Genomic DNA, 26176 nt, shown 5'->3' on the forward strand with positions numbered 1-26176 from the left:
GGCCGATCCCCCCCCCGCCTATCTGGGGGGGGGTGCCCCCGGGGTAGGCCCGGGCCATGTCGCCGCCCCCCCCCCCCCCCCCCCGCCCCCCCCCCCCGGGGGGGGGGGGGCGCCCCCTCGGCCGTGGCGTCCAGCAGGCGCAGGACTCCTGGGGGCGCGGGCCCCCGGAGGCGAAGGCCTTACGGGGCGCGCGGGCCCTACTGGGCGCCGGAGGTGGCCGACAGCAGCTGCTCCAGCTCCTCCTCGCGCTCCTGCGCGGCGACGAAGAGCAGCTCGTCGCCGCCCTCCAGGGTGTCGTCCTTGCCCGGCACCAGCACCCGGCCTTCGCGGATGATGCTCACCAGCGCGGTGTCCTGCGGCCAGGCGACCCCGCCGACCCGGGTGCCGACCAGCTCGGCCTCGGCGGCCAGGGTCAGCTCGACCAGGTTGGCGTTGCCCTGGCTGAAGCGCATCAGGCGGACCAGGTCGCCGACGCTGACCGCCTCCTCGACCAGCGCGGACATCAGGCGCGGGGTGGACACGGCCACGTCCACGCCCCAGGACTCGTTGAAGAGCCACTCGTTCTTCGGGTTGTTCACCCGGGCGACCACCCGCGGCACCGCGTACTCGGTCTTGGCGAGCAGCGAGACGACCAGGTTGACCTTGTCGTCACCGGTCGCGGCGATCACCACGTGACAGCGCTGCAGCGCCGCCTCGTCCAGCGAGGTGATCTCACAGGCGTCGGCCAGCAGCCACTCCGCCATGGGCACCCGCTCCACCGAGATGGAGTTGGGGTTCTTGTCGATCAGCAGGACCTCGTGGCCGTTCTCCAGCAGCTCGCCCGCGATCGAGCGGCCCACGGCACCGGCCCCGGCAATGGCGACGCGCATCAGTGACCCTCCTCCTTCGGCCCCTGCGCGAACGCGGCCTCGACCGCCGTCAGGTCGGCCCGGCGCAGCATCACGTGCACCAGGTCGCCTTCCTGCACCACCATCTGGGGCGAGGGCAGCATGCCCTCACCGAGCCGGGTGACGAACGACACCCGGGCGCCGGAGGCCTCCTCCAGGCGGCCGATCCGCTGGCCCACCCAGTTCGGGTGGTACGCGACCTCGGCCAGCTGCACGCTGCCGCTCGGGTCCTGCCACAGCGGCTCGGCGCCGCTGGGCAGCAGCCGGCGCAGCATCTGGTCGGCGGTCCAGCGGACCGTCGCCACGGTCGGGATGCCCAGGCGCTGGTACACCTCGGCGCGGCGCGGGTCGTAGATGCGGGCCGCGACGTTCTCCACGCCGAAGGTCTCCCGGGCGACCCGGGCGGCGATGATGTTGGAGTTGTCACCGCTGGAGACGGCGGCGAAGGCGCCGGCCTCCTCGATGCCCGCCTCGCGCAGGGTGTCCTGGTCGAAACCGACGCCGGTCACCCGGCGCCCGTTGAACCCGGCGCCCAGCCGACGGAACGCGGTCGGGTCCTGGTCCACCACGGCCACCGAGTGGCCCTGTTTCTCCAGCGTTCTCGCGAGGGCCGAGCCCACGCGGCCGCAGCCCATGATGACGATGTGCACCGGCGCTACCTCACCCGTTCCGTAGGGTTCTTGACCTGCGCAAACACCGTTCATCTCCCTTTCCCGCCCGGCTTTCCGGAACGAGGGTTCTCGTGGGGGCATCGGCTGGACACCGCTCGACAACCACAGTGTTGCCCGCCGACTCGTATCCGACACGCTAGCCGGTCCACCGAACACAGTCGCGACGAAGGGGGGGACAAACGGCGGAGCAATGTCCGGCGAGCGCCTACGATTCCTTAACGTGCCTATGCCGACTGACCTTCCGAAACGCATCCTGATCGGGCGCGCCCTTCGCAGCGACAAGCTGGGGGAGACCCTCCTCCCCAAGCGGATCGCGCTGCCCGTCTTCGCCTCGGACGCGCTCTCCTCGGTCGCGTATGCTCCCGAGGAGATCCTGCTCACGCTCTCCGTCGCGGGGGCCTCGGCGATCCACTTCTCCTGGCAGATCGGCGTCGTGGTGGCGGTCGTGATGCTCGCCGTCGTCGCCTCCTACCGGCAGAACGTGCACGCCTACCCCAGCGGGGGCGGCGACTACGAGGTGGCGACCGTCAACCACGGTCCGGCCGCCGGCCTGGTGGTCGCCGCGGCCCTGATGGTCGACTACGTGCTGACCGTCGCCGTGTCCACCACCTCGGGCGTCGCCAACGTCGTCTCCGCCGTCCCCGCGCTGCGCGGGCACGAGACGATCGTGTCCGTGGTCGTGGTCGTGCTGCTGATGGGCATGAACCTGCGCGGGGTGCGCGAGTCCGGCAGCGCCTTCGCGGTGCCCACCTACGCCTTCATGATCGGCGTGATGGGGATGGTCGGCTACGGCTTCCTGCGGCACTTCGTGCTCGGCCAGGACATGCCCGCCGAGAGCTCCGGCTTCCACCTGGAGGCCACCCCGGGCAACGGATCGCTGGCCGGGTTCGCGATGGTGTTCCTGCTGCTGAAGTCCTTCTCCTCCGGCTGCGCCGCGCTCACCGGTGTGGAGGCGATCTCCAACGGCGTGCCCGCCTTCCGCAAGCCCAAGAGCAAGAACGCGGCGACCACGCTGCTGATGATGGCGACCGTCGCCGTGGTGATGTTCATGGGCATCATCTGGCTCGCGCGGCTGACCGGCGTGCAGATGGCCGAGAACCCCGCCGAGCAGCTGGTCGGCGCCGGTTCCGGCTACCACCAGAAGACCGCGCTGGCGCAGATCAGCGAGGCCGTCTTCAGCAACTTCACGCCCGGCTTCTACTTCGTCGCCGCCGTCACGGGCCTGATCCTGGTGTTGGCCGCCAACACCGCGTTCAACGGCTTCCCGGTGCTCGGCTCGATCCTGGCCCAGGACCGCTACCTGCCGCGCCAGCTGCACACCCGCGGCGACCGGCTGGCCTTCTCCAACGGCATCATCCTGCTGGCGATCGCCGCGATCCTGCTGATCATCTCCTTCAACGCGGACCCGAACCGGCTGATCCAGCTCTACATCGTCGGCGTCTTCGTCTCCTTCAACATGAGCCAGTCCGGCATGATCCGGCACTGGACCAGGCTGCTGCGCACCGAGACCGACCCGGCCGCGCGGCGCCACATGCAGCGCAGCCGGGCGATCAACGGCTTCGGCCTGGTGATGACCATGGCCGTGCTGATCGTCGTCCTGGTCACCAAGATCGGCCACGCCTGGATCGCGATCGCCGCGATGGTCGTGCTGTTCGTGATGATGAAGGGGATCCGCCGCCACTACGACCGGGTCTCCGACGAGCTCACCGCCGCCGAGGAGCCGGACGACGTGGCGCTGCCGACCCGGGTGCACGCCATCGTGCTGGTCTCCAAGCTGCACAAGCCGGCGCTGCGCGCCCTCGCGTACGCCAGGCTGGCCCGCGCCCACACCCTGGAGGCGGTCACCGTCAACGTAGACCCGGACGACACGGCGGCGCTGCGGTGGGAGTGGGACGAGCGCGGCATCGAGGTGCCGCTCAAGGTGCTGGACTCGCCGTACCGCGAGATCACCGGGCCGGTGCTGGACTACGTGAAGAACCTGCGGCGCAGCAGCCCGCGCGACGTGGTCTCGGTGTACATCCCCGAATACGTGGTCGGCCACTGGTACGAGCACCTGCTGCACAACCAGAGCGCCCTGCGGCTCAAGGGGCGGCTGCTGTTCAAGCCCGGGGTGATGGTCACCTCGGTGCCCTGGCAGCTGGAGTCCTCGGAGCGGCGCAAGCCGCAGAAGGCCTGGTCGGCGCCCGGATCCGTCCGCCGTGGCGAGCCCCGGGCCCCCAAGGCCGTAAAGTCGAAGGATTCCGCCAGTACCGGTGCGTCCGTCACCGGTGCCTCCGACCTCAGCAAGGATTCCTCCCAGTGACGCGCAACACTCCGTCCCGCTCCTCGGGCTCCTCCGGCGCCTCCGGCAAGGGCAAGGGCGCCCGTCGGGGCGGCTCCCAGCCCGGGCAGGTGGCCCGGCCGCGCTGGGGCCGGCCGGTCCGGCCGGAGGCCACCGACCGTGAGGGGCTGACGGCGCGCACGGCGCCGGTCGTGCCGGGGGAGGCCCCGGCGGAGAAGCCCGTGCGGGGTGGGAAGCCGGCTCGGGACGCCCGGGACGCCCGGGACGCTCGGGACGCTCGGGGCGAGAAGCCGGGCCGGGACGGCCGGGACGGGAAGGGTGCTGCGGGCGCCGCCCGGAAGGCGCCGCGCAAGCAGGCGGTGCGGCCGCCGAAGGCGCTGCGCGGCGCGGCCGCACGGACGTCCCGGCCGGAGGCGCCTACCGGGGAGCCGCTGGTCGGCGAGCGCTACGAGGTCGAGGTCGGCCCGGTCGCGCACGGCGGCGGGCACTGCGTGGCCCGGCACGAGGGGCGGGTGCTGTTCGTCCGGCACGCGCTGCCCGGCGAGAAGGTGGTCGCGCTGGTGACCGAGGGCACCTCCACCTCGCGGTTCCTGCGCGCGGACGCGGTGGAGGTCCTGGAGCCCGCCAAGGACCGGATCGAGGCGCCCTGCCCGTTCGCCGGTCCCGGCAAGTGCGGCGGCTGCGACTGGCAGCACGTCACCCCGGGCGGACAGCGCAAGCTCAAGGCGGCGGTGCTGACCGAGCAGCTGGCGAAGTTGGCCGGGCTGACCCCGGCCGAGGCGGGCTGGGACGGCAGCGTCGAGCCGGTCGGCGGGAAGCTGCCCGCCGGACAGGTGCCGGCCTGGCGCACCCGGGTGCAGTACGCGGTGGACGCGGAGACCGGGAAGGTCGGCCTGCGCAAGCACCGCTCGCACGAGGTGCAGCTGGTGGACCGCTGCCTGATCGCCGCCGAGGGCGTCACCGAGCTGGGCATCGAGTCCCGCGAGTGGCCGGCGGTGGCGAGCGTCGATGTGATCGCCGCGAGCGGCTCCTCGGACCGCCAGGTGGTGCTGACCCCGCGCGACGGCGCCCAGCTGCCGCTGGTCGAGCTGGACAAGCCGGTGTCGATCGCCCGGGTGGACGACCAGGGCGACGTGCACAAGGTGCACGGGCGCAGCTTCGTGCGCGAGCGGGCGGCCGGGCGCACCTGGCGGGTCAGCAACGGCGGCTTCTGGCAGATCCACCCGGAGGCGCCGGACACCCTGGTCGACGCGGTGCTGGACGGCCTGGACCCGCAGTGGGGCGAGAACGCGCTCGACCTGTACTGCGGGGTCGGCCTGTTCGCGGGCGCTCTGGCCGACCGCGTCGGTGAGGACGGCGCGGTGCTCGGCATCGAGTCCGCCAAGCAGGCCGTGGTCGACGCCCGGCACAACCTGGCCGCGCTGGACAACGTGCGGATCGAGTGCGACCGGGTCGAGACGCTGCTGCCGCGCACCGGCATCACCGCCACCGACCTGATCGTGCTGGACCCGCCGCGTTCGGGCGCCGGTCGGGAGACCGTCGCGCACCTGGTCGGTCTGGAGGCGCGTCGGATCGCGTACGTGGCCTGCGACCCGGCGGCGCTCGCCCGGGACCTCAAGTTCTTCCGCGAGGGCGGCTACCGGCCGGTCTCGCTGCGGGCCTTCGACCTGTTCCCGATGACGCACCACTTCGAGTGCGTGGCGATCCTGGAGCCCGCCGGGGAGTGACCCCCGCGTCCGGCGGCAGGACGCCGAGGACGCCGAGGACACCGAGGACACCGAGGACACCGAGGAGGCGGCACCCCGTGGCGTACGGGGGCCGCCTCCTCGGCGTTTGCCCAGCGTCGTGGCTCGGTGTCGTGATCTGCGGTGACCCGGCTCGCGGGGCGCGGCTACTCGTTGCACTCCTCCTCGTCGGCGCTGTGCGGGAGGTCGATGCCGTGCTGGGCGGCGAGCCGGAGGAGCGAGGCGATCCGGCCCTCGTACGCCTGGACGCCGTCGGCGTCCCCTTCGGCCCGGGCCGCCGCGAGGTCCCGCCGGGCCTGGGCGAGCTGCTCGCGCAGCTCCTGGTCGAACATGGCTGTCATTGCCGGCCTCCAGAAAAACCGGTCGGTGCCGCTCGGGGAACGCTCAGGAGAGATCAGAGTCCCGAATGCCGGAGGACTCTTCAAGTCAGATTCGGTCAAATTCGGTCAGGTTCAGGGTAGGTCCGCTCACGGCTGGAGGGTGGGCCGGGCGGCCCCGGGGTAGGGACCCGTCGAAACCGCGGGTTCGAGGGTTCGACGGTTCGAGGTTGCGTGGGGGCGTGCGGGAGGTGTACGGGCGGTGTGCACGCGCCCTTGTTGTGCTAGCACTTCGGCGCTAGCTTGAACGCATGGGCAAGAAGCAGCTGAACGTCCGGGTGGACGCCACGACCGCGGAGATGGCCCGGGAACGGGCGGAGCAGCAGGGGATCAGCATGAACCAGTACATCGAGCGCCTGGTCCAGCAGGACATGGGTGAGTCGGGACGGGCCTTCATCGACGCCGCCGCGCAGTTCATGAAGGAGTACGAGACGGCCTTCCTCGCCGAGTTCGGGGACTCCGGCGAACTCCAGGACGTGCGCCGTTGAAACTGGAGGTCGACCTCTCGTGGCTCCTCATGACCGCCGAGCAGTACACGCCCAGTGACCCGCAGGTCACCGACTACGGCTCGCTGCTCGCGGCCGTCACCCGGCACCAGGCCGAGATCTTCGACATCTCCGTCTACCCCGAGCCGCAGGACCGCGCGGCCGCGCTGATGCACCAGCTGATCCGGGTGCCGGCCCTGGAGAAGACCAACGAGCTCTTCGCGACCGCCGTCGCCTACGCCTACCTCGTCGCCAGCGGCTGCACCGTCGCCACCACCGCGCGCGAGGTGCGCAGCCTGTCCCGGGCCATCCGGGAAGGGCGGCTGGGGGTGTCCGGGGTCGCCGAGCGGCTGGCGGCCTGGGTGGTCGACGAGGCCGAGGGGGAGGGCGTCAGCGGGGCGGAGGACGAGGACGACGACTGAAGGCCGTCCTCGTTCCGCCGCGGCTTGCGTTGTGGGGCTCCCGTTGTGGCGCTCCGTTGCAGTGCTCCGGTTCCGGGGCTCCGGCCGGATCTAGGCTTCGGAGCCCCGTTCTCCGTTCGGCGCGGCGCTCTGCTCGCCGTTCTGCTCGGTGTTCGGGGCGGGGGGCTCCGCGATGAGGGCGGTCGCGAACGGGCGGAAGCCGGCCCGGCGGTAGATCCGGGCGACGTCCTCGTCGGAGGCCGAGAGGAACACCGTCCGCACGCCGTGGGCCCGGGCGTGGGCCACCAGGGCCGCAGTGACCGCCAGGCCCAGCCCGCGCCGCCGGGCGGAGGGGAGCGTGCCGACCCCGACCACCTCGGTGACCGGGCCCACCGGGTTGTGCTGGCCCGCGCACAGCACCTCGCCGCCCTCCAGTACGGCGGCCAGCACGGTGACGCCGTCGGTGATCCGCTGGGCGGTCCGCGTCACACCGCCGTCGGCCGTCAGCGTCGCCGCGCTCGCGGCCAGTTCGGCCGCTCCCGCCGTGCCGGTGGCGGTGCCCGGGTTGCCGAAGGCCACGTGCGGGACGGCGACCGCGGCGGCCAGCTCGGGGGCGTCCGCGGCCAGCACCCGTACCTCCGCCGGCCCGGGGAGGACCGGGGCCGGAGCCGCCTCGTCCTGCGGGCCGAGCACCAGCAGCGGGTGCTCGTGCACCGTCAGCCCGGCGGCCTCTACCGCGGCGCGCAGCTCGGGGTTCCGCTCGGCCACCCACTCGAAGGCCTCCGGCAGGCCCAGCTCGCGCTGCCGCTCCAGTACCCGGCGGACGTCCTCGGCGGTGGCGGCCGGGCCGTCGTGGCCGGGCGTCGGGCGGGCGTAGTAGTGCCAGCCGGTGCTGCCCTTGCGGACGAACAGGGTCAGCGGGCCGAAGTCCTCGGCGGTGGCGGCGCTGCGCGGCACGGCGTCGTAGTAGCGCTCGATGCCGTCGAGCAGGGCGGGGTCGGGAGCACGGTCGACTGGAGTCACGGCGTGCATCCAAGCAGGGGTGCCGGTGGGGCGCCACTGCTTTCCGCGGAGCCCTTCGTGTGGGCTCGCCGCTGCCGGGCGCTCGATTGTTGCCGAACGCTTACCGGCTCGCTGTGATCTTGTGCGTGTACGCCGGGCATGCTGAGGCCTTCACAGCTCTGCCGAGGGGGACGGCGGACGTCCGCACTCGGCGAAGCAAGGGGGAAGTCAGGCCCATGAGGCTCTGCTTTCTGGTGGAGGAGCACTACAGACGGGACGGCATGCCACTGGACGTGGCGCGTCAACTCACCGCGTGGGGGCACCGGGTGGACGTGCTGCGCCCCGGGGACTCGCTGATGGCGATCTCCGAGGCGGTCCGCGGCGGCAGCCACGACGCCTGGGTGCTCAAGACCGTCTCCGGCGGCCCCGGGCTCACCCTGCTGGAGGCGGCCGCCGCCGTGGGCCTCACCACCGTCAACGACGTCCGCTCGATCCGCGGCGTCCGGGACAAGGCGCTCGCCTCGGTGATCGCCCGCACCCGCGGCCTGCCCGTCCCGGTCACCTACGCCGCCGCCCGTTGGGAACGGCTCGCGGAGATCCCGGCCGCCGAGTACCCGCTGGTGGTCAAGCCGGCGGACGGCAGCTCGGGGCGGGGCGTGCGGCTGGTGGCCGGGCCCGACGACCTGATCGGGCTCGGGCCCCAGCTCGCCGGGGAGGGGCTGCTGATCGCGCAGCCGTACGTGCCCAACGGTGGCACGGACCTCAAGGTGTACTGCGTCGACGGCGAGCTCTTCGCGACGGAACGTTCCTCCCCACTGCACCCCGGGGAGGGCGTGCGCGAGCGGCAGGTGCCGCTGCCGGTGAGCGTGGCGCGGATCGCGGCGCAGGTGGGCGAGGTGTTCGGGCTGGACCTGTACGGGGTCGACGTGCTGCTCGGGCCGGACGGACCGGTGGTGGTGGACGTCAACGACTTCCCGAGCTTCCGGCAGGTCCCGGACGCGGTCGCGCGGGTCGCCCGGGCGGTGCTGCGGCTCGCGCGCAGCGGCACGGCGGTGTCCGTGCCCGCGCTGGTACCGGCGGGCGGCGAGGACTACGGCCGACTCGGCCTGGTGGACGGTGAGTTGCGGTGAGGATAGGGCTGATCGCACGCGACCCGGGGCATCCGGTGCTCGCCGCCGCCGCCGAACTGCTGGTGCGGCGCGGGTGCCGGGTGGAGGTCGTCGCGCCGGGCGGTCCGGCTGGGGAACTCGCCGACGTCTATCTGCTCAAGGCGCGCACGCCAGGCGCACTTTCGCTGGCAAGGGAGTTGGAGAGGCGCGGCGCGGCCGTCGTCAACTCGGCGGCGGCGACGGAACTCTGTCAGGACCGGGTGCGGATGGCGGAACTCGCCCGCGCCGCCGGGCTGCCGTTCGCCACCACTGCCGCGGCCGGTCGGCTGTCCGAACTCGCCGACCCCGCCTACCCGTTCGTGGTGAAGAGCCGGCACAGTCGGCGCCACGACCTGGTCGCGCTGGTCCGCGGCGCGGCCCGACTGCGTGAACTCGCCGAGGCCTGGCCGCAGGAGGAGGTCGTCACCCAGCCGTACGTACCGGGCAGCGGTTGGGACCAGAAGCTGTGGGTGGTCGACGGGCAGGTGTTCGCTGCCCTGCGCCGCTCCGAACTCTCCTCCGCGGGGGACGGGTTGGCGGGCGCGGGGGAGTGGGAGCCGTCCGCCGGGCTGGCCGCGCTCGCGCTGCGGGTGGGGGAGGTGTTCGGGCTGGAGGTGTACGGGGTCGACCTGCTGGACGGGGCCGCCGAGCCGGTGATCGTCGACGTCAACGCCTTCCCCGGGGTGCGCGGGCGCCCCGGCGCGCCCGAGGCGCTCGCCGGGCTCGCGCTGCGGGTCGCGGGGGAGCGGGTGCGCCGGGGCTGATCCGTCGGCGGGGGCGGTCGTCGGCGGTTGGCGGTTGGCGGTTGGCGGTCGGCGGGAGCGGGAGCGTTGGCGGGCGGAGGCGGTCGTCGGTGGGCCGGGGTGGTTAGGCTGGCTGGCGCCCCCGAACGGCCGGGGCCGAACGGCGAGAGAAGACGGAACGTTGCTGCAGGACATCGAGCCCTACCTGGCCTGCCCCCACTGCGCGCAGGCCCTCACCCGGCACGAGCGCAGCCTGCGCTGTCCCGCAGGGCACAGCTTCGACCTCGCCAAGCAGGGCTACGTCAGCCTCCTCGCCGGTGACGCCCACACCGGCACCGGCGACACCGCCGAGATGGTCGCCGCCCGCGCCGACTTCCTCGCCGCCGGCCACTACCGGCCGATCGCCGACGCCCTCGCCGAGGCCGCCGCGACCCTGGTCGGGGCCGCCCCGTCCGCGGCCGGCGCCGGTCCGGAGGTCCGAGGGGCCCCGGAGGGCCCGGACGTCGTGGAGGGCCCGGGTGGCCTGGTCGCCGACCTCGGTGCCGGTACCGGCCACTACCTGGCGCACGTCCTGGACGCCCTGCCCGGTCGGGTCGGCGCCGCCCTCGACATCTCCAAGTTCGCACTGCGCCGCGCCGCCAGGGCCCACCCCCGGATCGGCGCCGTGGTCTGCGACGCCTGGCGCCCGCTGCCGCTGCGCGACGCCTCCGCCGAGCTGATGCTCAACGTCTTCGCCCCGCGCAACGGCCCCGAGATCCGCCGGGTGCTGCGCCCCGGCGGCACCCTGCTGCTGGTCTCGCCCACCGCCGGCCACCTGCGCGAACTCGTGGACGCCCTCGGCCTGTTGTCGGTGGACGAGGACAAGCAGCGCCGGATCGACGAGAAGCTCGGCCCGTACCTGACGTCGCTGGACCGGCGGCCGGTCGAGTTCACCCTGCGGCTCTCCGCCCAGGACGTCCGGACCGTCGTCGGCATGGGACCGAGCGCCTGGCACACCGACCCCGACCGGCTCGCGGCCGCCCTCGCGGCCCTGCCGGAACCGGTCGAGGTGACCGCCGCGGTGACGGTGGCCGCCTACCGACGGCCGCTGTAGTCAGCGGTGCGCGGCAGGTCCGCCACGTTGGGATGAATCTGCCGAGCAGGGACGTTTCGCCCGGTCGGGCTGGGGCTAACGTCCGACGGGTGAACCGCGACGCCGCCGCGCCCGCCGGGCCGGCTCCACTGCGCCCGGGCGGCGCACCGGGGCCCGACCGGCCACCCGTCCCACGCCCCACCGTCGAGGAGCTGCGGCTCACCGCCTTCAAGTCCTACCGGCGGGCCGTCCTGCCGCTCGCGCCGCTCACCGTGCTGCACGGGCCGGCCGGAGTCGGCAAGTCCAACGCCCTCGACGCGCTGGCCGTGCTGTCCAGGCTCGCCCTCGGTGAGGAGATCACCGGCTCCCTGAACGGGCTGCCCGACCGCACCGGCCCGCTCGCCACGCCCGTGCGCGGCCGCCTGGACGGATGCGTCCCGCACGGGCGGGACGCCGTCATCCTGGGCTGCACCGTCCGCTCACCGCGCGGCCGGATCCGGCTCGATCTGGTGATCCGCACCGGCGGGGTGGTCCGGATCGCCCGGGAATCGCTCAGCCTCGACGGCCGGATCCTGGTGGACACCGGCGAACAGGACGTACGGAACGGGCGCGTCAACGTGTGCTGGCACAACGACACCCGGCAGGGGGACATCCGGGCGCCGTTCCCCAGCGGCACCATGATCTCCGCGCAGCTGCCGCTGCGGGTGGCCGGCTCGTCCACCGGCGAGCGACTGGTCCTGGCCGCGGTCGAGGACCTGCTCACCGCGCTGCGGGAGGTCTTCCCACTGCACCCCGTCCCGGCGTTGATGCGCGGCTGGGCCAAGGCCGACCCGCAGGCCAGGCTGCGCAGCAACGCCGCCAACATCTCCGCCGTGATCAACCGGCTCGCCCACGAGTGCCCGCGCCGGTACGGGCAGCTGCTGCGGGCCGTCCAGGTGGCCGCGCCGCACCCGCTGCTGGGGCTCACCCTCGCCGAGCGCGAGGGCGGGCGGCGGGTGCTGACCGTCTTCGACGAGGGCGTGCTCGGCCGCACCGGGGCCGACCAGGCCTCCGACGGCATGCTGCGCCACCTCGCCTTCGCGGCGGTGCTGCTGACGGGGGCCGGGGTGCTGGACCTCGACGTGGCCGCCGAGGTGCCGTGGGCGCACCGGCAGCTCACCGTGCTCGCCGAGGACCTCGGGGCCGGGCTCGCCACCGAACAGACCGCCTCGCTGCTGCGCCTGGCGCGGGACATGGCGGGGCGCAACCAGCTGCGGGTGGTGGCCGCGCTGCAGGAGCCGACGGCGGCGCGGGAGGCGTTCGGGGCGGGCGGCGAGTCGGCGGGGGACGTGACACTGGTGGAGTGCCGGCGGGATCCGGCGACGGGGCTGACGGTGCTGCGGCCGGAGGGGGCCCGGGTGCCGGTCCAGTGCGGGCGCGGGGATGAGGCCTCGTCTTCGGTCGGGGGGCCGGCTGTGGTCGGGGGCTCGTCGGCCGTCGGGGACGGGGGTGCCCCGGCTGTGGTCGGTGACGCGGATGCGGTAGACCTGGGAGCGTGAACGAGCGAGTGACGAGGCAGGGGGAGCCTGCGTCGGGCGGAGTGTCCGGGGCGGCGGAGCCCGGGGAGCTGACGCTGGAGGGGCTGCGTCGGCGGCTGGTGGAGTTCGCGGCGGCCCGGCGGTGGGAGCCGTACCACACGCCGAAGAACCTGGCGGCGGCGCTGAGCGTGGAGGCGGGGGAACTGCTGGAGATCTTCCAGTGGCTCACGCCGGAGCAGGCGGCCGCGGTGATGTCCGACCCCGAGCGGGCCCACCGGGTGCGGGACGAGGTCGCGGACGTTCTGGCGTACCTGGTGCAGTTCTGCACGGCGGTCGGGGTGGACCCGTTGGAGGCGCTCGCTGCCAAGATCGAGCGCAACGAGCACCGCTTCCCGGTGCCGGGCGCGACGGCCGACGTCAACCCGGACGTGGGCTGACCACCCTTGTGAGGGACGGAAGTTATCCACAACCCCCAGGTTGTCCACAGCTTCCGACAAGCCGGATGCGGCCCACCCCGCCCTCCCCGCACGCTCTCCCCCGTGACCACTCCACCGCCCCGGCGGCGGTGCTGGTCGACGGCGACGACGAGCGGAGGGAGCGGAGGCCATGGAGGCGCTGCGACTGATCAAGACGGCCCGGCACGCCCTGGCCGAGGCCCGGCAGGTACCGGAGGTGTTGGCAGAGGCGCGCCAGGCCGCGCTGCTCACCGAGGCGGTGGGCGCCCGGCTGGCGGAGTCGGAGGACGACGAGCTGACGGGGCTCGGCCAGCAGCTCTCCGAGGCGGGGGCGCACGCGGCGGTCTGCCTGGACAGGCCCGTCACCGACGGCACCCTGCTGCGTGGCGGACGCGTCGGTCGGCTCACCGAAGTCGGTGAACTGGAGACGGCCTTGGAAGCGCTGGACGAACTGCTGCGGGAGGTCGGCGAGACGCTGGTCGTGCTGGCGTGCGGAGCCGAGACGGAGAGTCTGTACTGGACGTGCATCGACGGCGTCGACGCGATGTCGGAGTGCAAGGACGTGACCGCGCGGTTGCGGGAGGCGGCCGACCTGGGCGGAGGGGCGGAGCGTACGGCGCTCGGCGGCGCGGAACCGGAACGGGCCGGTGGGGGTTCGCCGTTACTCGTGGTCCGGCTCGGCCCGCCGGGTGAGGGCGGGCCGGCGGTGGAGGAGCGGGCGCCGGACTACCGGGTGCCCGGCGCGGCCGGAGCGTCGGAGGTGTCGGTGTCGGCCGGGTAGGCGGCGGCCGGAGCGGTGCTCCGGGTGCCGGACTGCAGCGTGGCGAGGTCCGCGGTCAGCGAGGCGAGCAGTTCCTGCATCTGCTCGAGCGGGGTCTTGGGGGTCGCGGGTCCGGCCGAGTCGCCGGCGGCCGAGCCCGTCGGGTGGCCCGGGGACTGCGGCGTGGCAGAGGGTTCGGACGCAACGAACCGTTCCGGTGACCGGCACCGCGCACCACCCGATGCGGTCCAACTCCGTTACGCGGTAAGTCTCTCGGGTGAGCCCGGGTTGCCGCCGCGGCACGGCCTCGGCTAGCGCGACAGGTGCCGGAGTTCCGACGCGCGGCCCGGAACCGGGCCCGGAGGAAGAGGAAAGGGGGAGAACCCACCCCTTGCCACTCTCAACGTATAGCGCATGGGGGGTCTTGCGGCAAGGCCCCCGTGGGGGCGCACAATCGCAGGCCTCAGATCGGAGCTGATGCCATGAACCCCCTGACCACCAGCGCTTTCGACCTGCCCGAGCGCCTGTCCGCCAAGGCCGACCCCGCGCTCATCGCGGCCGACGAGCGGCACTTCGCGGCCATCGCGGAGAGCCTGGAGCAGGCGATCGCCGAACTCTCCGAGCAGCTCGACACGGCGCGCCGGGCGCCGGGCGGCGCCGGGCAGGCGGCGATGGACCGGGACATCGAGGTCCACCGGTTGAGCGGGCGGCTGCGCGCCCTGCGCCGCTACGGCCTGGACCTGTGCCTCGGGCGCATCGTGACCGCGGAGGACGCCGAGCCCCTGTACGTCGGCCGGCTGGGACTCACCGACAGCGAGGGCCGCCGGCTGCTGGTCGACTGGCGCTCGCCCGCGGCCGAGCCGTTCTTCGCGGCGACGCACGGCGACCCGATGGGCCTGGTGAGCCGCCGCCGGTACCGCTGGACCCTCGGCCGGATCATCGACTACTGGGACGAGGTGTTCACCGCCGAGGGCCTGGAGGGGCACGCCGCGCTGGACGACCAGTCCGCCTTCATCGCCAGTCTCGGCGGCAACCGGTCGGCCCGGATGCGGGACGTGCTCGCCACCATCCAGGCCGACCAGGACGCGATCATCCGGGCCGGCTCGCGCGGCGCCCTGGTGGTCGACGGCGGTCCCGGCACCGGCAAGACCGTGGTCGCCCTGCACCGCTCCGCCTACCTGCTGTACTCCGACCCCCGCCTCGGCCACCGGCGCGGCGGCGTGCTGTTCGTCGGCCCGCACCAGCCGTACCTGAACTACGTCGCCGACGTCCTGCCCAGCCTCGGCGAGGAGGGCGTGCGCACCTGCACCCTGCGGGACCTGCTCCCCGAGGGCGCGGGCGCGGCGGAGGAGGCCGATCCGGAGGTCGCGCGGCTCAAGTCCTCGGCCGAGCTGGTGCGGGCGATCGAGAAGGCCGTCCGCTTCTACGAGGAGCCGCCGACCGAGGGCATGGTGGTCACCACCCACTGGGCGGACCTCTGGCTGAGCGCCGAGGACTGGTCCGAGGCCTTCGACGCCCCGGACCCGGGCACCCCGCACAACGAGGCGCGCGAGCAGATCTGGGACGAGCTGGCCGCGATCCTGCTGGACAAGCTGGAGCAGGACGAGGAGGAGGTCCAGCCCGAGCTGTTCCGGCGCTCGCTGCGGCAGGACCGGGAGCTGGTCGAGACGCTCAACCGTGCCTGGCCGCTGCTCGAAGCTGCCGACCTGGTCGGCGACCTCTGGTCGGTGCCCGCCTATCTGCGGATGTGTGCGCCCCACCTGGCCCCCGAGGAGGTCCGCGCGCTCCAGCGCAAGCACGCCCCGCAGGCCTGGACGGTCTGCGACCTGCCGCTGCTGGACGCGGCCCGCCAGCGCCTCGGGGACCGCGAGGCCACGCTGCGCCGCAACCGCCACCGGGCCTCGGTGGCCGCCGAGCGCGAGCGGATGGCGGACGTGATCGGCGACCTGCTCCGGGCCGACGACGACGGCGAGGGAGCGGTGACGATGCTGCGCGGCCGGGACCTCCAGGGCACCCTGGTCGACGACGGTGCGCTGCCCGGCACCGACGGGGACCGGCTGGCCGGCCCGTTCGCCCACATCGTGGTGGACGAGGCGCAGGAGCTGACCGACGCGCAGTGGCAGATGCTGCTGCTGCGCTGCCCGTCCCGGAGCTTCACCATCGTCGGGGACCGCGCCCAGGCCCGGCACGGCTTCACCGAGTCGTGGCAGGAGCGCCTCGGCCGGGTCGGGCTCGACCGCATCACCATGGCCTCGCTGAGCATCAACTACCGCACGCCGGAGGAGGTGATGGCGGAGGCCGAGCCGGCCATCCGGGCGGCGTTCCCGGACGCCAACGTGCCGGCCTCGGTGCGCAGCAGCGGCCTCCCGGTCCGGCACGGGTCGGCGGCGGAGCTGACGGAGGTGCTGGACGCCTGGCTCGCCGAGCACGAAGAGGGCGTCGCCTGCGTCATCGGCGCCCCAGGCTTCGAGGAGCGGGCGCGGGTCCGCTCGCTCACCCCGCAGCTGGCCAAGGGGCTGGAGTTCGACCTGGTCGTCCTGGTCGACCCGGAGGCGTTCGGCGAGGGTGTCGAGGGGGCGGTCGACCGCTACGTCGCGATGACCAGGGCGACCCGGCAGCTGGTCGTCCTGCGGAGTCACTGAGGGTCGGCCGGGACGCCACCGCCGGGACGCCACCGCCGGGACGCCACCGCCGGTGCATCCCCCGGTCGAGTGACGGGGCTGTCGGTCACCGCCGTCCGCAGTCCAGACTGGCGCGATGGACGAGGACGAACCGCTGGCGTCGTGGGCCGAGCGGCGGGAGCAACGGCTGCGGCCGGTAGGACAGTTGAGGGCGGTACGGCTCGCGGACGGGCAGCAGCGCGGTGCCCACGTGGCGCCCGACGGGCCGCGCCTGATCGTGCGGTGGGACGGCTACCAGTGGCTGCCGGAGACGGTGGCCGAGGACTACGCCGCCGCCCAGCGGATCCTGCACGGGATCAAGGGCGACGGCGTACGGAGGCCCCCCTATGCGGCGCCGCGACCGCGGAAGGCCCCGGGGCGCCACCGCCGGCCGTAGCCCGCGCCGCCCGTCAGGGCCCCCGGGCGCCTGCGGAACGCGGAAGGCGGTCCGGCGCACCCGGCGCCGGACCGCCGGAGGCCCCCACGGGCCAGACGGCCGATCAGCCAACCCTGCCCGCAGGTCAGTTGTGAGCGTGCAGGTCCGCGTTCAGTCCGCCCCAGGAGCCGGAGCGGGCGATGACCTCGACCGCGCCGGTCTGCGAGTTGCGGCGGAACAGCAGGTTGTCCTGGCCGGACAGCTCGACGGCCTTGGCGACCGTGCCGTCCGGGGTGGTGACCCGGGTGCCGGCGGTGACGTACAGGCCGGCCTCGACCACGCAGTCGCTGCCCAGCGAGATGCCGATGCCCGCGTTGGCGCCGAGCAGGCAGCGCTCGCCGACCGAGACGACCTGCTTGCCGCCGCCGGACAGGGTGCCCATGATCGAGGCGCCGCCGCCGATGTCGCTGTGGTCGCCGACCACGACGCCCGCGCTGATCCGGCCCTCGACCATCGAGGTGCCGAGGGTGCCGGCGTTGAAGTTGACGAAGCCCTCGTGCATCACGGTGGTGCCGGCGGCCAGGTGGGCACCGAGCCGGACGCGGTCGGCGTGGGCGATGCGCACACCGCTCGGGGCGACGTAGTCGGTCATCCGCGGGAACTTGTCGATCCCGTACACGGCCAGCTGGCCACCCTGGGCGCGGACGGCGAGGCGGGCCTGCTCGACCCTGTCCACCGGGACGGGGCCGATGCTGGTCCACGCGACGTTGGCGAGCAGGCCGAAGATGCCGTCCAGGTTCTGGCCGTGCGGCCGGACCAGGCGGTGGCTGAACAGGTGCAGACGAAGGTACACGTCGTGGGTGTCCAGCGGCTTCTCGTCCAGCGAGGAGATGGTGGTGCGCACGGCGACCACCTCGACCCCGCGGCGGGCGTCGGCGCGCAGGGCGTCGGCGGCGCCGGCGCCGAGCTCGGCCTCGGCCTGCTCGGCGGTCAGGCGCACGGTGCCGGCCGGACCGGGCTCGGCGGCCAGCGCGGGGGCGGGGTACCAGGTGTCGAGGACGGTGCCGTCGGCGGCGATGGTGGCCAGACCGGCGGCCACGGCGCCGTTCGGCGGGGAGGTGGATTCGAGCGAGGTGGATTCAGCAGTCACACCGTGCACGTTAACCAATGCGGCGCCCCGCTGCCGAACACGCCCAGCGTCCGGACGTGCCGGTCGGACCCGCAGGCCAGCGGGGTGTCGCGCCGGAAAACCCGGTGCCCGGGCTCCTCCCACTGGGCAATACTCGGCCGGGTGTTCATGTCGATCTCCACCACCGGCAGCGCCGAGACCCCCGCTACGGACCTCGGGTTCCTGCTGCACAAGCACCCCGGCAAGGTCCAGCGGTTCACGACGTCGCACGGCGAGGCCCACGTCTTCTACCCCGAGGCGGGGGACGAGGTCTGCACGGCGGCGCTGCTGCTGGACATCGACCCGATCGCGCTGGTCCGCAAGGGCCGGGGCAACGGCAAGGGCCGGGGCGGCTCGCCCGACTTCGCCCTCTCCCAGTACGTCAACGACCGGCCGTACGCCGCGTCCTCGCTGCTCGCGGTGGCGCTGCGGACGGTGTTCCGCTCCGCGATGAAGGGCGACTGCCAACTGCGCCCGGAGCTGCCGGGGCGGGTCCGCCCGCTGCGGATCGAGCTGCCCGCGGTGCCCGCGAACGGCGCGGGCGAGGGTGGCGGCCCGGCGATGGTGGCCCGGCTGTTCGAGCCGCTGGGCTGGCGGGTCGAGGCGGCGGCGATCCCGCTGGACGAGGACTTCCCGGAGTGGGGCGAGTCCCGTTACGTCCGGGTCGCGCTGGCCTCGGAAGCGGTCCGGCTCGCCGACGCGCTCCAGCAGCTGTACGTGCTGCTGCCGGTGCTGGACGGCGCCAAGCACTACTGGGTCGCCCCGGACGAGGTGGACAAGCTGCTCGCCGCCGGTGAGGGCTGGCTGGCCGCCCACCCCGAGCGCGCCCTGATCGCCCGGCGCTACCTGTCCCGGTGCTGGTCGCTGACCCGGGCCGCGATGGAGCGCCTGGAGCTGGCCCGGCTCGCCGAGGCGGACGACCGCGAGGTCGAGGAGATCGACAACGCGGTCGACGACCGCCCGTACGAGGACCCCGGGGCCATCGACGGCGCCGGCTCCACCGAAACCGCCGGCTCCACCGAAACCGCCAGCTCCACCGAAACCGCCGGGACCAGCGCGCCCCGGCCGCCCTCCCTCGCCGAGCAGCGCCGCACCGCGATCCTCGCCGCCCTGCGCGACAGCGGCGCGGCCCGGGTCGCCGACCTCGGCTGCGGCCAGGGCGAGCTGATCGGCGAGCTGATGAAGGACGCGCGGTTCACCGAGATCCTCGGCGTGGACGTGTCCGCGCGGGCGCTGCAGGCGGCGAACCGCAGGCTGCGCCTGGCGCGCCTGCCCGAACGGCAGGCGGCGCGGGTGAGGCTGGCGCAGGGCGCGCTGACGTACACCGACGCCCGGCTGAAGGGGTACGACGCCGCGGTGCTGTGCGAGGTGATCGAGCACCTGGACCTGCCGCGGCTGCCCGCCCTGGAGTACGCGGTGTTCGGCGCGGCCCGTCCGAGGGCCGTCGTCGTCACCACGCCCAACGTGGAGTACAACGTCCGCTGGGAGAGCCTCCCGGCGGGCCGTGCCCGGCATGCCGACCACCGCTTCGAGTGGTCCCGCGCCGAGTTCGAGGCCTGGGCCGGGAAGGTCGCGGCGTCGTACGGCTACACGGTCGAGCTGCGTCCGGTCGGCCCCGAGGACCCGGAGGTCGGCCCGCCGACCCAGCTGGCCCTGTTCCGCACCGGCACCACCACGACGGAAACCGACCCCACCGCGACGCCCGAAGGAGGCGAGAACCGATGACCGACGACGCGACCGAGACCGACGCGACCGAGACCGACACGCCCGAGACCGAAGCAGCCGAGAGCAGCGCGCCCCCGACCCCCACCACCCCTCGCCGCCTCCCCGTCACCGACGTCTCCCTCGTCGTCCTCGTCGGCACCAGCGGCGCGGGAAAGTCCACCTTCGCCCGCCGCCACTTCCTGCCCACCCAGGTGATCTCCTCCGACTTCTGCCGCGGCCTGGTCGCCGACGACGAGAACGACCAGTCCGCCTCCGCCGAGGCATTCGACGTCCTGCACTACATCGTCGGCAAGCGCCTCGCCGCCGGCCGCCTCACCGTCGTGGACGCCACCAACGTCCAGCCGGAGGCCCGCCGCCGGCTGGTCGCGATCGCCCGCGAGCACGACGTGCTGCCGATCGCGATCGTGCTGGACGTCCCGCCCGGCGTGTGCGCCGAGCGCAACCGCTCCCGCCCGGACCGCCAGCTGCCGGCCCACGTGGTGCCGCGTCAGCACCGCGAACTGCGAAGGTCGCTCAGGGGTCTGGAGCGCGAGGGCTTCCGCAAGGTGCACATCCTGCGCGGCGAGGCCGAGGTGGCGGCCGCCGGGATCGAGCTGGAGAAGCGCTACAACGACCTTCGCCACCTCACCGGCCCGTTCGACATCGTCGGTGACGTCCACGGCTGCCGGGCCGAGCTGGAGACCCTGCTGCTCCGTCTCGGCTACACCCTCACCCGGGACGCCGAGGGTCGTCCGGTCGACGCGGCCCACCCGGCGGGCCGCACCGCCGTGTTCGTCGGTGACCTGGTCGACCGCGGCCCGGACACCCCGGGCGTGCTGCGCCTGGTGATGGGCATGGTGGCGGCCGGTCACGCGCTCTGCGTGCCCGGCAACCACGAGAACAAGCTCGGCCGTGCGATGGCCGGGAAGAAGGTCACCGTCTCGCACGGCCTTCAGGAGTCGCTAGACCAACTGGCCGGTGAGTCCGAGGAGTTCAGGGCCGAGGTGCGCGCCTTCATGCGCGGTCTGGTGAGCCACTACCTGCTGGACGGCGGCGCCCTGGTGGTCTGCCACGCCGGCCTGCCGGAGAGGTACCACGGCCGCGCCTCCGGCCGGGTGCGCTCGCACGCGCTGTACGGGGAGACCACCGGCGAGACCGACGAGTACGGCCTGCCGGTGCGCTACCCGTGGGCGGAGGAGTACCGGGGCCGGGCGCTGGTGGTCTACGGCCACACCCCGGTGCCGAGCGCGAGCTTCCTCAACAACACCATCTGCCTGGACACCGGTTGCGTCTTCGGCGGCAGCCTGACCGCGCTGCGCTACCCGGAGCGCGAGCTGGTGGGCGTCGAGGCCGAGCAGGAGTGGTACGCCCCGGTGCGCCCGCTGGTCACCGACGCGCCGGGCGCCCGTGAGGGCCGTCCGCTGGACCTCGCCGACGTGGCCGGGCGCAGGATCGTGGAGACCGGCCTGCACGGGAGGGTGGCCGTCCGGGAGGAGAACGCGACGGCCGCGCTGGAGGTCATGAGCCGCTTCGCGCTGGACCCACGGCTGCTCGCCTACCTGCCGCCGACCATGGCCCCGAGCCCGACCTCCCGCCGGGAGGGCTACCTCGAGCACCCGGAGGAGGCCTTCTCCGCCTACCGCGAGGACGGCGTCCGGCACCTGCTCTGCGAGGAGAAGCACATGGGCTCGCGCGCGGTGCTGCTGGTCGCCCGGGACAGCGCCGCGCTGGAACGGCGCTTCGGGGTGGCCGGCCCGGGCGCGATCTGGACCCGGACCGGCCGGGCCTTCCTCGACGACGAGGAGCTGACCGCCGCCGTGCTGGACCGGGTCCGGTCGGCGGCCGAACGCTCCGGGCTGTTCGGGGAGCTGGGCACCGACTGGCTGCTGCTGGACGCCGAGCTGATGCCCTGGTCGCTGAAGGCGGTGGAGCTGCTGCGCCGCCAGTACGCCGCGGTCGGGGCGGCGGCCGGCGCCGCGCTGCCCGAGGTGCTGTCGGCCCTGGAGCGGGCGGCGGCGCGCGGGCTGGAGCTGGGGGAGCTGACCTCCCGCCAGCGCCGCCGCGCCGCCGACGCCCGGGCCTTCACCGAGGCGTACCGGCGCTACTGCTGGCCGACCGAGGGCCTGTCCGGCATCCGGCTCGCGCCGTTCCAGCTGCTGGCCGCTGAGGGGGTGAACCTCGCGGCGCGCCCGCACGACGAGCACCTGGCCCGGATCGACCGCCTGGTGGAGGCCGACGAAGCGGCCGCGGCGGAGAGCGGCGCCCGGGAGCCAGTGCTGCACCGCACAGGCCGGGTGCTGGTGGACACCGAGGACGAGGCCTCGGTGGCCGTTGCCACCGCCTGGTGGGAGGAGCTGACGGTGGCGGGCGGCGAGGGCATGGTGGTCAAGCCGCTGGCCTCGGTGGTGCGCACGGCGCGCGGCGAGGGCCGCCCGGGAGGTCTGGTGCAGCCGGGGGTGAAGGTGCGCGGCCGGGAGTACCTGCGGATCATCTACGGCCCGGACTACACCGAGCACCTGGACCGGCTGCGGATGCGCTCGCTGGGCCACAAGCGCTCGCTGGCGCTGCGCGAGTACGCGCTGGGCCTGGAGGCGCTGGACCGGCTGGCGGCCGGGGAGCCGCTGTGGCGGGTGCACGAGCCGGTGTTCGCTGTGCTCGCGCTGGAGTCCGAGCCGGTGGACCCGCGCCTCTAGCGGAGGCCGGAGGAGGGGGAGTCCGGACCGGGGCTCCCCCTCCTCCAGCCCCGTTCTGTATAGAAATTCCAACCATCGTATAGACTTGCCGCCTTCCCCGTAGTCCCGTCACCCCAGGAGCCCGGTATGGCCTTCAACCTCCGGAACAGGCACTTCCTCAAGGAGCTCGACTTCACGCCCCAGGAGTTCCGCTTCCTGGTGGACCTCGCGGCCGGGCTCAAGGCGGCCAAGTATGCGGGCACCGAACAGCCCCGGCTGCGCGGGAAGAACATCGCGCTGATCTTCGAGAAGACCTCCACCCGTACCCGCTGCGCCTTCGAGGTCGCCGCGCACGACCAGGGCGCCACGACCACCTACCTGGACCCGTCCGGCTCGCAGATCGGCCACAAGGAGTCCGTCAAGGACACCGCCCGGGTGCTCGGCCGGATGTTCGACGGCATCGAGTACCGCGGCCACGGCCAGGAGATCGTCGAGGAGCTGGCCCGGCACGCCGGTGTCCCGGTCTGGAACGGCCTGACCGACGAGTGGCACCCCACCCAGATGCTGGCCGACGTGCTCACCGTCACCGAGCACACCACCAAGCCGCTCACCGACGTCGCCCTCGCCTACCTCGGCGACGCCCGCTCCAACATGGGCAACTCGCTGCTGGTCACCGGCGCCCTGCTCGGCATGGACATCCGGATCGTCGCCCCGCGAGCCCTCTGGCCGGCCGAGGAGGTGCGGAAGGCGGCGCAGGTGCTGGCCGAGCGGACCGGCGCGATGATCACCCTGACCGAGGACGTGGCCGAGGGCGTGGCCGGCGCCGACTTCCTCTACACCGACGTCTGGGTCTCGATGGGCGAGCCCAAGGAGGTCTGGGCCGAGCGGATCGAGCTGCTCAAGCCCTACCAGGTGTCCATGGACACCGTCCGGGCCACCGGCAACCCGAACGTGAAGTTCCTGCACTGCCTGCCCGCCTTCCACGACCTCGGCACGGTGGTCGGGCGGCAGATGTACGAGGCGACCGGCATGACCGAGCTGGAGTGCACCGACGAGCTGTTCGAGTCGGCGCACTCCATCGTCTTCGACCAGGCCGAGAACCGCCTGCACACCATCAAGGCGGTCCTGGTCGCCACCCTGGGCTCCTGAGGGCCCGTGCCGGAGGGTCAGCGCGCCAGACGGACGCAGGCCACCCGGTCGCCCGCCGCGTGCCGGCCGGCCGGGGTGCCCGCGTGCAGCACCAGCGAGCGCGCCCCTCCCGGCCGCGGCTGCCAGTCCACCGCGGCCCTCGCGGTGCCCCGGCCCTGCCCGTCGGTGCGCAGCACCAGCCGCAGTTCGTTGCGGTCGTTGGCGTAGGCCGGATCGGTGGACGGCTGCACCGGGTCGACTACGTCCTGGTAGTGCGGCCCGGAGGAGGCCGGGTCGGCCCCGCAGTCGCCGGTGTGCAGGTGCACCGGGAACTCGTGGTCGGGGGCGAGCCCGGCCACCGTCAGGGTGAGCACCGTCCGCCCGGGCACCGAGCGGTCGGTGACGATCCGGGCGTGCGAGCCGTACGGCACCAGGTCCTCGGCGTAGCTGATCGCGGTCGGCCGGACGAAGGCGGTCGCCGGGTCGAAGGCCGTCTCCGCCACGGAGACCGGCGAGGCGGCGGGGGCGAGCAGGGCCAGCGGCAGCAGGGCGGCGGCGAACGGAGCGGGCATCGGGTCGGGCCTTCCACGGGCAGGGCGACGGTCACCCTGCTAACGGCGCCGGGCCCCCGGGGACACTCTCAGCTCACCTCGCGCGTGATTCCCCGGATCTCGCAGCGCGGCCCGCTGGCCCGCATCAGCCGCAGGTCGGCGGTGACCAGCGGCGCGCCGTACCGCTCGGCGACCGCGACGTACGCGGCGTCATCCGGGGTGAGGTTGTCCTTGAGCTCCCAGATCCGGCCGAGCAGCGGCGCCACCTCGACCTTGCGGACGGTCACCGCGGCCAGTTCGCCGGTGAGTTCGGCGACCCGCTCGGCGGTCAGCTCCTTGGCGAGGTAGAGGCCGCGCAGGGACTGCATCACCTCGATCACGATGTGCTCGGGCGCCACCCAGTCGCCATCGGCGGCGAGTTCGGCCCGGGCGCGGTCCCCGCGCGGGCCCGGGTCGGCGAGCGCCAGCACCAGCGCGGACGCGTCCACCACGATCATCCTCGGCCCCCTCTGCCCGTCACCACAGCGGTCACCGTACCCGGCCGGGCTCACCCGGTGGAGCCGGGCCCGGGGGTCGCACTGCCGGACGGCCGGTTGTGCTCCGGGCTGCCGTCATGGAACGGCCGGATCGTCCGCTCGGCCCGCTGCGCGGTCTCGGGGGTGATCCACTCCTGCAGGTCGGCGGACAGCGCGGCGGTCTTCAGCTGGTCGAGGCTGAGCGGCAGCCCGTCCCGGACGACCTGGACCTCGGCCTGTCCGGCGACCTCGGCCGTGTTGATCGAGTTGAGCGTCACCCTGGCCTGGTCGGGCCGCAGCACGTCGACCTCGCGGGAGAGGACGTCGCCGGTCGCCTTCTCGGTGAGCAGCAGACGGGTGCCGTCCGGGAGCACACTGTCGGAGCAGTAGCGGTAGTGGCCGCCGCCGCTCCCGTTCATCCAGGCGCAGCTGAACAGGTCGGCGGCGCTGGGGTGGGAGTCGGACCGGTGGTGGGTGCCGAAGCCGCCCTCCAACGAGAGCCGGACGTTCGCGGGGCCGGAGCCGTCGTCGTAGAGCAGGTTGGCCGTGACCTGCACGTACCCGGGGTCGGTACTGCCGGTTCCGGCCGGCTGGGAGTAGCCGGAGTAGTTGGAGGTGCGCCCGTCCGGGGGCAGGGACTTGGTCAGGGCGGCCAGCGCGGCGTGGCCGGTCATGGCGACCTTGCCGACGTGCGGCCCGGTGCCCGGCCGAGGCTGCTCGGGACTGTCGTCGGTGCGCTCCACCGGTCGCGGGTACCGTCCGCTGGAAGCCGACGCGGTCGAGGAAGCGGTCGGGGAACCGGCGGTCGAGGCGGCGGCCGCCGCCTGACCGCCGTTCCCGGCCCCGTCGCCGGTGCGCAGGGCGACCGCGCCGCCGACGGCGAGTGCGGCGACCGCCGTCACGGCGCCCGCGACGGTCAGCCGGCGGCGCCGCCGGATCGAGTGGCCCTGCCGGGCGCTCGCGGCGACCAGCGGGCCGAGGTCGGGGCCGAGGCCGTCCATCGTGCGCTCGAAGGCGGCGGACAGCTTCCGGCCGTCCGCGTCGGGCTCGTTCATGGTCTTCCTTCCGAAGCAGTGGGTGGGGGGCTCAGGAGCGGGTGAGGTGATCGGCCGCCCCGGGGCCGAGGACGGCGCGCAGCCGGCCGAGGGCGCGCAGCGACTGGGCGCGCACCGCGCCCGCGCTGACGCCGAGTTCGGCGGCGGTCTCCTCGACGCTGCGGTCCTCCCAGTACCGCAGGACGAGCACCGCCCGGTCCCGGGGCTGGAGTTCGGCGAGGGCGGCGAGCAGGGTGACCCGCAGCGCCGGGTCGTCGCCGGGGGCGGTGCCCTCGGGGAGTTCGCCGAGTGCGGGCCGTTCGCCGCTGCGGCGCAGCCGCCGGTGGGAGAGGTAGCTGCGCACCAGGGTGCCGCGCGCGTAGGCGTCCTGGTTGTCCGCCCGGCGGACCTTGGGCCAGGCGGCGAAGAGCTTGGCCAGGGTGACCTGGGTGAGGTCCTCGGCGAGGTGCCAGTCGCCGCAGAGCAGCAGCGCGGTGCGGAAGAGCCGCTGTCCACGGCTGTGCGCGAAGTGCTCGAACTCCGCGCGCTCCTCGGCCCGTCGCGTCTTCCCGATCACGCTGTTCCCCTCGTGCCCCGTGGGCGGGTGCTCCCGCCCCTGTGTCCGACTGGACGCGCGAGCCGTGGGTCCGCGTTACGGGCTCTGCGGCGCCGACCGGGTGCGGACGGCACGAAAGGAGGTGAAGGTATGAGGGGCGGCGCCCCGTGGGCCAACGCGGCGGGGCATGCCTGCGGTGGTGATGGCGGCGGCATGCACTATGGTTTATCTCGACATCGAGATAACTGCCCCTTACGATATATCTCGA

The 26176-nt window shown here is 73.9% G+C and carries 25 protein-coding genes; 15 read left to right on the plus strand and 10 right to left on the minus strand.

All coding sequences use genetic code 11. The features are described 5' to 3' along the window. Positions 1-197: 197 nt before the first annotated feature. Both ACH4J0_RS03030 and ACH4J0_RS03035 read right to left on the minus strand, forming a co-directional pair. Positions 198-869: a potassium channel family protein gene (locus ACH4J0_RS03030; protein WP_396235944.1), complete on the minus strand. Its 672-nt coding sequence runs from the start codon at positions 867-869 to the stop codon at positions 198-200. Continuing rightward, on the minus strand, positions 869-1537 hold the full coding sequence (locus ACH4J0_RS03035) for a potassium channel family protein (protein ID WP_396235945.1): 669 nt from the start codon (positions 1535-1537) through the stop codon (positions 869-871). Before ACH4J0_RS03035 ends, ACH4J0_RS03030 begins: the two co-directional genes overlap by 1 nt. A gap of 247 nt (positions 1538-1784) precedes the next feature. Between ACH4J0_RS03035 and ACH4J0_RS03040 the strand changes: the two genes are divergently transcribed. Both ACH4J0_RS03040 and ACH4J0_RS03045 read left to right on the plus strand, forming a co-directional pair. Then, positions 1785-3860: an APC family permease gene (locus tag ACH4J0_RS03040; protein ID WP_396236494.1), complete on the plus strand. Its 2076-nt coding sequence runs from the start codon at positions 1785-1787 to the stop codon at positions 3858-3860. A 356-nt stretch (positions 3861-4216) separates the two neighbouring features. Beyond that, complete coding sequence (locus ACH4J0_RS03045) at positions 4217-5566, plus strand: class I SAM-dependent RNA methyltransferase (protein ID WP_396236496.1); 1350 nt, start codon at positions 4217-4219, stop codon at positions 5564-5566. Between the two features lie 164 nt (positions 5567-5730). Here the strand turns inward: ACH4J0_RS03045 and ACH4J0_RS03050 are convergent, their stop codons facing one another. Next, a complete protein-coding gene (locus ACH4J0_RS03050; RefSeq protein ID WP_396235946.1) occupies positions 5731-5925 on the minus strand; it encodes a hypothetical protein in 195 nt (64 codons plus the stop codon). A gap of 287 nt (positions 5926-6212) precedes the next feature. Here ACH4J0_RS03050 and ACH4J0_RS03055 point away from each other — a divergent pair, with 287 nt between their 5' ends. Then, positions 6213-6449, plus strand: coding sequence for a toxin-antitoxin system HicB family antitoxin (locus tag ACH4J0_RS03055; protein ID WP_030291064.1), 237 nt, complete (start codon positions 6213-6215; stop codon positions 6447-6449). Next, entirely contained in the window at positions 6446-6868 is a 423-nt protein-coding gene (locus tag ACH4J0_RS03060; RefSeq protein ID WP_396235947.1) for a fic family toxin-antitoxin system, toxin component, read from the plus strand. The genes ACH4J0_RS03055 and ACH4J0_RS03060 overlap by 4 nt, the downstream gene beginning before the upstream one ends. A 90-nt stretch (positions 6869-6958) precedes the next feature. On the opposite strand, the gene ACH4J0_RS03065 is transcribed toward ACH4J0_RS03060, so the two are convergent. Continuing rightward, positions 6959-7870, minus strand: a complete 912-nt coding sequence (locus ACH4J0_RS03065; RefSeq protein WP_396235948.1) for a GNAT family N-acetyltransferase — start codon at positions 7868-7870, stop codon at positions 6959-6961. A gap of 215 nt (positions 7871-8085) precedes the next feature. Between ACH4J0_RS03065 and ACH4J0_RS03070 the strand changes: the two genes are divergently transcribed. The 6 genes from ACH4J0_RS03070 to ACH4J0_RS03095 all read left to right on the plus strand — a co-directional run bounded on the left by ACH4J0_RS03070 (position 8086) and on the right by ACH4J0_RS03095 (position 13565). Beyond that, positions 8086-8979 (plus strand): RimK family alpha-L-glutamate ligase, encoded by an 894-nt coding sequence (locus tag ACH4J0_RS03070; protein WP_396235949.1) that lies wholly within the window; start codon positions 8086-8088, stop codon positions 8977-8979. Then, a complete protein-coding gene (locus tag ACH4J0_RS03075) occupies positions 8976-9761 on the plus strand; it encodes a RimK family alpha-L-glutamate ligase (RefSeq protein ID WP_396235950.1) in 786 nt (261 codons plus the stop codon). Before ACH4J0_RS03070 ends, ACH4J0_RS03075 begins: the two co-directional genes overlap by 4 nt. A gap of 160 nt (positions 9762-9921) precedes the next feature. After that, on the plus strand, positions 9922-10833 hold the full coding sequence (locus tag ACH4J0_RS03080) for a putative RNA methyltransferase (protein WP_396235951.1): 912 nt from the start codon (positions 9922-9924) through the stop codon (positions 10831-10833). 89 nt (positions 10834-10922) lie between these two features. Then, a complete protein-coding gene (locus ACH4J0_RS03085) occupies positions 10923-12350 on the plus strand; it encodes an AAA family ATPase (protein WP_396235952.1) in 1428 nt (475 codons plus the stop codon). A gap of 68 nt (positions 12351-12418) precedes the next feature. Beyond that, positions 12419-12766: a nucleotide pyrophosphohydrolase gene (locus ACH4J0_RS03090; protein WP_396236498.1), complete on the plus strand. Its 348-nt coding sequence runs from the start codon at positions 12419-12421 to the stop codon at positions 12764-12766. Positions 12767-12935: 169 nt separating this feature from the next. Continuing rightward, the gene (locus ACH4J0_RS03095) at positions 12936-13565 is read left to right on the plus strand and encodes a DUF6099 family protein (RefSeq protein ID WP_396235953.1); all 630 of its coding nucleotides are present in this window, start codon (positions 12936-12938) and stop codon (positions 13563-13565) included. Here the strand turns inward: ACH4J0_RS03095 and ACH4J0_RS03100 are convergent. Then, positions 13511-13645, minus strand: coding sequence for a hypothetical protein (locus ACH4J0_RS03100; RefSeq protein WP_396235954.1), 135 nt, complete (start codon positions 13643-13645; stop codon positions 13511-13513). The genes ACH4J0_RS03095 and ACH4J0_RS03100 overlap by 55 nt on opposite strands. Positions 13646-14026: 381 nt before the next feature. On the opposite strand from ACH4J0_RS03100, the gene helR reads away from it, so the two are divergent. Further along, positions 14027-16186, plus strand: a complete 2160-nt coding sequence (helR, locus tag ACH4J0_RS03105; RefSeq protein WP_396235955.1) for an RNA polymerase recycling motor ATPase HelR — start codon at positions 14027-14029, stop codon at positions 16184-16186. A 115-nt stretch (positions 16187-16301) separates the two neighbouring features. Then, entirely contained in the window at positions 16302-16601 is a 300-nt protein-coding gene (locus tag ACH4J0_RS03110) for a DUF6087 family protein (protein WP_396235956.1), read from the plus strand. A gap of 124 nt (positions 16602-16725) precedes the next feature. On the opposite strand, the gene dapD is transcribed toward ACH4J0_RS03110, so the two are convergent. Further along, on the minus strand, positions 16726-17730 hold the full coding sequence (dapD, locus tag ACH4J0_RS03115) for a 2,3,4,5-tetrahydropyridine-2,6-dicarboxylate N-succinyltransferase (RefSeq protein WP_396235957.1): 1005 nt from the start codon (positions 17728-17730) through the stop codon (positions 16726-16728). 141 nt (positions 17731-17871) lie between these two features. On the opposite strand from dapD, the gene ACH4J0_RS03120 reads away from it, so the two are divergent. From ACH4J0_RS03120 to argF, 3 genes are all read left to right on the plus strand, one after another. Further along, positions 17872-19473 (plus strand): 3' terminal RNA ribose 2'-O-methyltransferase Hen1, encoded by a 1602-nt coding sequence (locus tag ACH4J0_RS03120; RefSeq protein WP_396235958.1) that lies wholly within the window; start codon positions 17872-17874, stop codon positions 19471-19473. After that, positions 19470-22145, plus strand: coding sequence for a polynucleotide kinase-phosphatase (locus tag ACH4J0_RS03125; RefSeq protein WP_396235959.1), 2676 nt, complete (start codon positions 19470-19472; stop codon positions 22143-22145). Before ACH4J0_RS03120 ends, ACH4J0_RS03125 begins: the two co-directional genes overlap by 4 nt. A 126-nt stretch (positions 22146-22271) precedes the next feature. Then, entirely contained in the window at positions 22272-23273 is a 1002-nt protein-coding gene (argF, locus tag ACH4J0_RS03130) for an ornithine carbamoyltransferase (protein ID WP_396235960.1), read from the plus strand. Between the two features lie 17 nt (positions 23274-23290). Here the strand turns inward: argF and ACH4J0_RS03135 are convergent, their stop codons facing one another. The 4 genes from ACH4J0_RS03135 to ACH4J0_RS03150 form a co-directional block, all read right to left on the minus strand. Further along, positions 23291-23824, minus strand: coding sequence for a superoxide dismutase family protein (locus ACH4J0_RS03135; RefSeq protein ID WP_396235961.1), 534 nt, complete (start codon positions 23822-23824; stop codon positions 23291-23293). Positions 23825-23892: 68 nt separating this feature from the next. After that, positions 23893-24300 carry a type II toxin-antitoxin system VapC family toxin gene (locus ACH4J0_RS03140; RefSeq protein WP_396235962.1) on the minus strand — a complete coding sequence of 136 codons (408 nt, stop codon included), beginning with the start codon at positions 24298-24300 and terminating at the stop codon, positions 23893-23895. A gap of 50 nt (positions 24301-24350) precedes the next feature. After that, positions 24351-25373, minus strand: coding sequence for a hypothetical protein (locus ACH4J0_RS03145; protein WP_396235963.1), 1023 nt, complete (start codon positions 25371-25373; stop codon positions 24351-24353). 31 nt (positions 25374-25404) lie between these two features. After that, positions 25405-25929, minus strand: coding sequence for a SigE family RNA polymerase sigma factor (locus ACH4J0_RS03150; RefSeq protein ID WP_396235964.1), 525 nt, complete (start codon positions 25927-25929; stop codon positions 25405-25407). Positions 25930-26176: the final 247 nt, after the last annotated feature.

This window comes from Kitasatospora sp. NPDC017646 (assembly GCF_044329365.1).
Lineage (GTDB): Bacteria > Actinomycetota > Actinomycetes > Streptomycetales > Streptomycetaceae > Kitasatospora.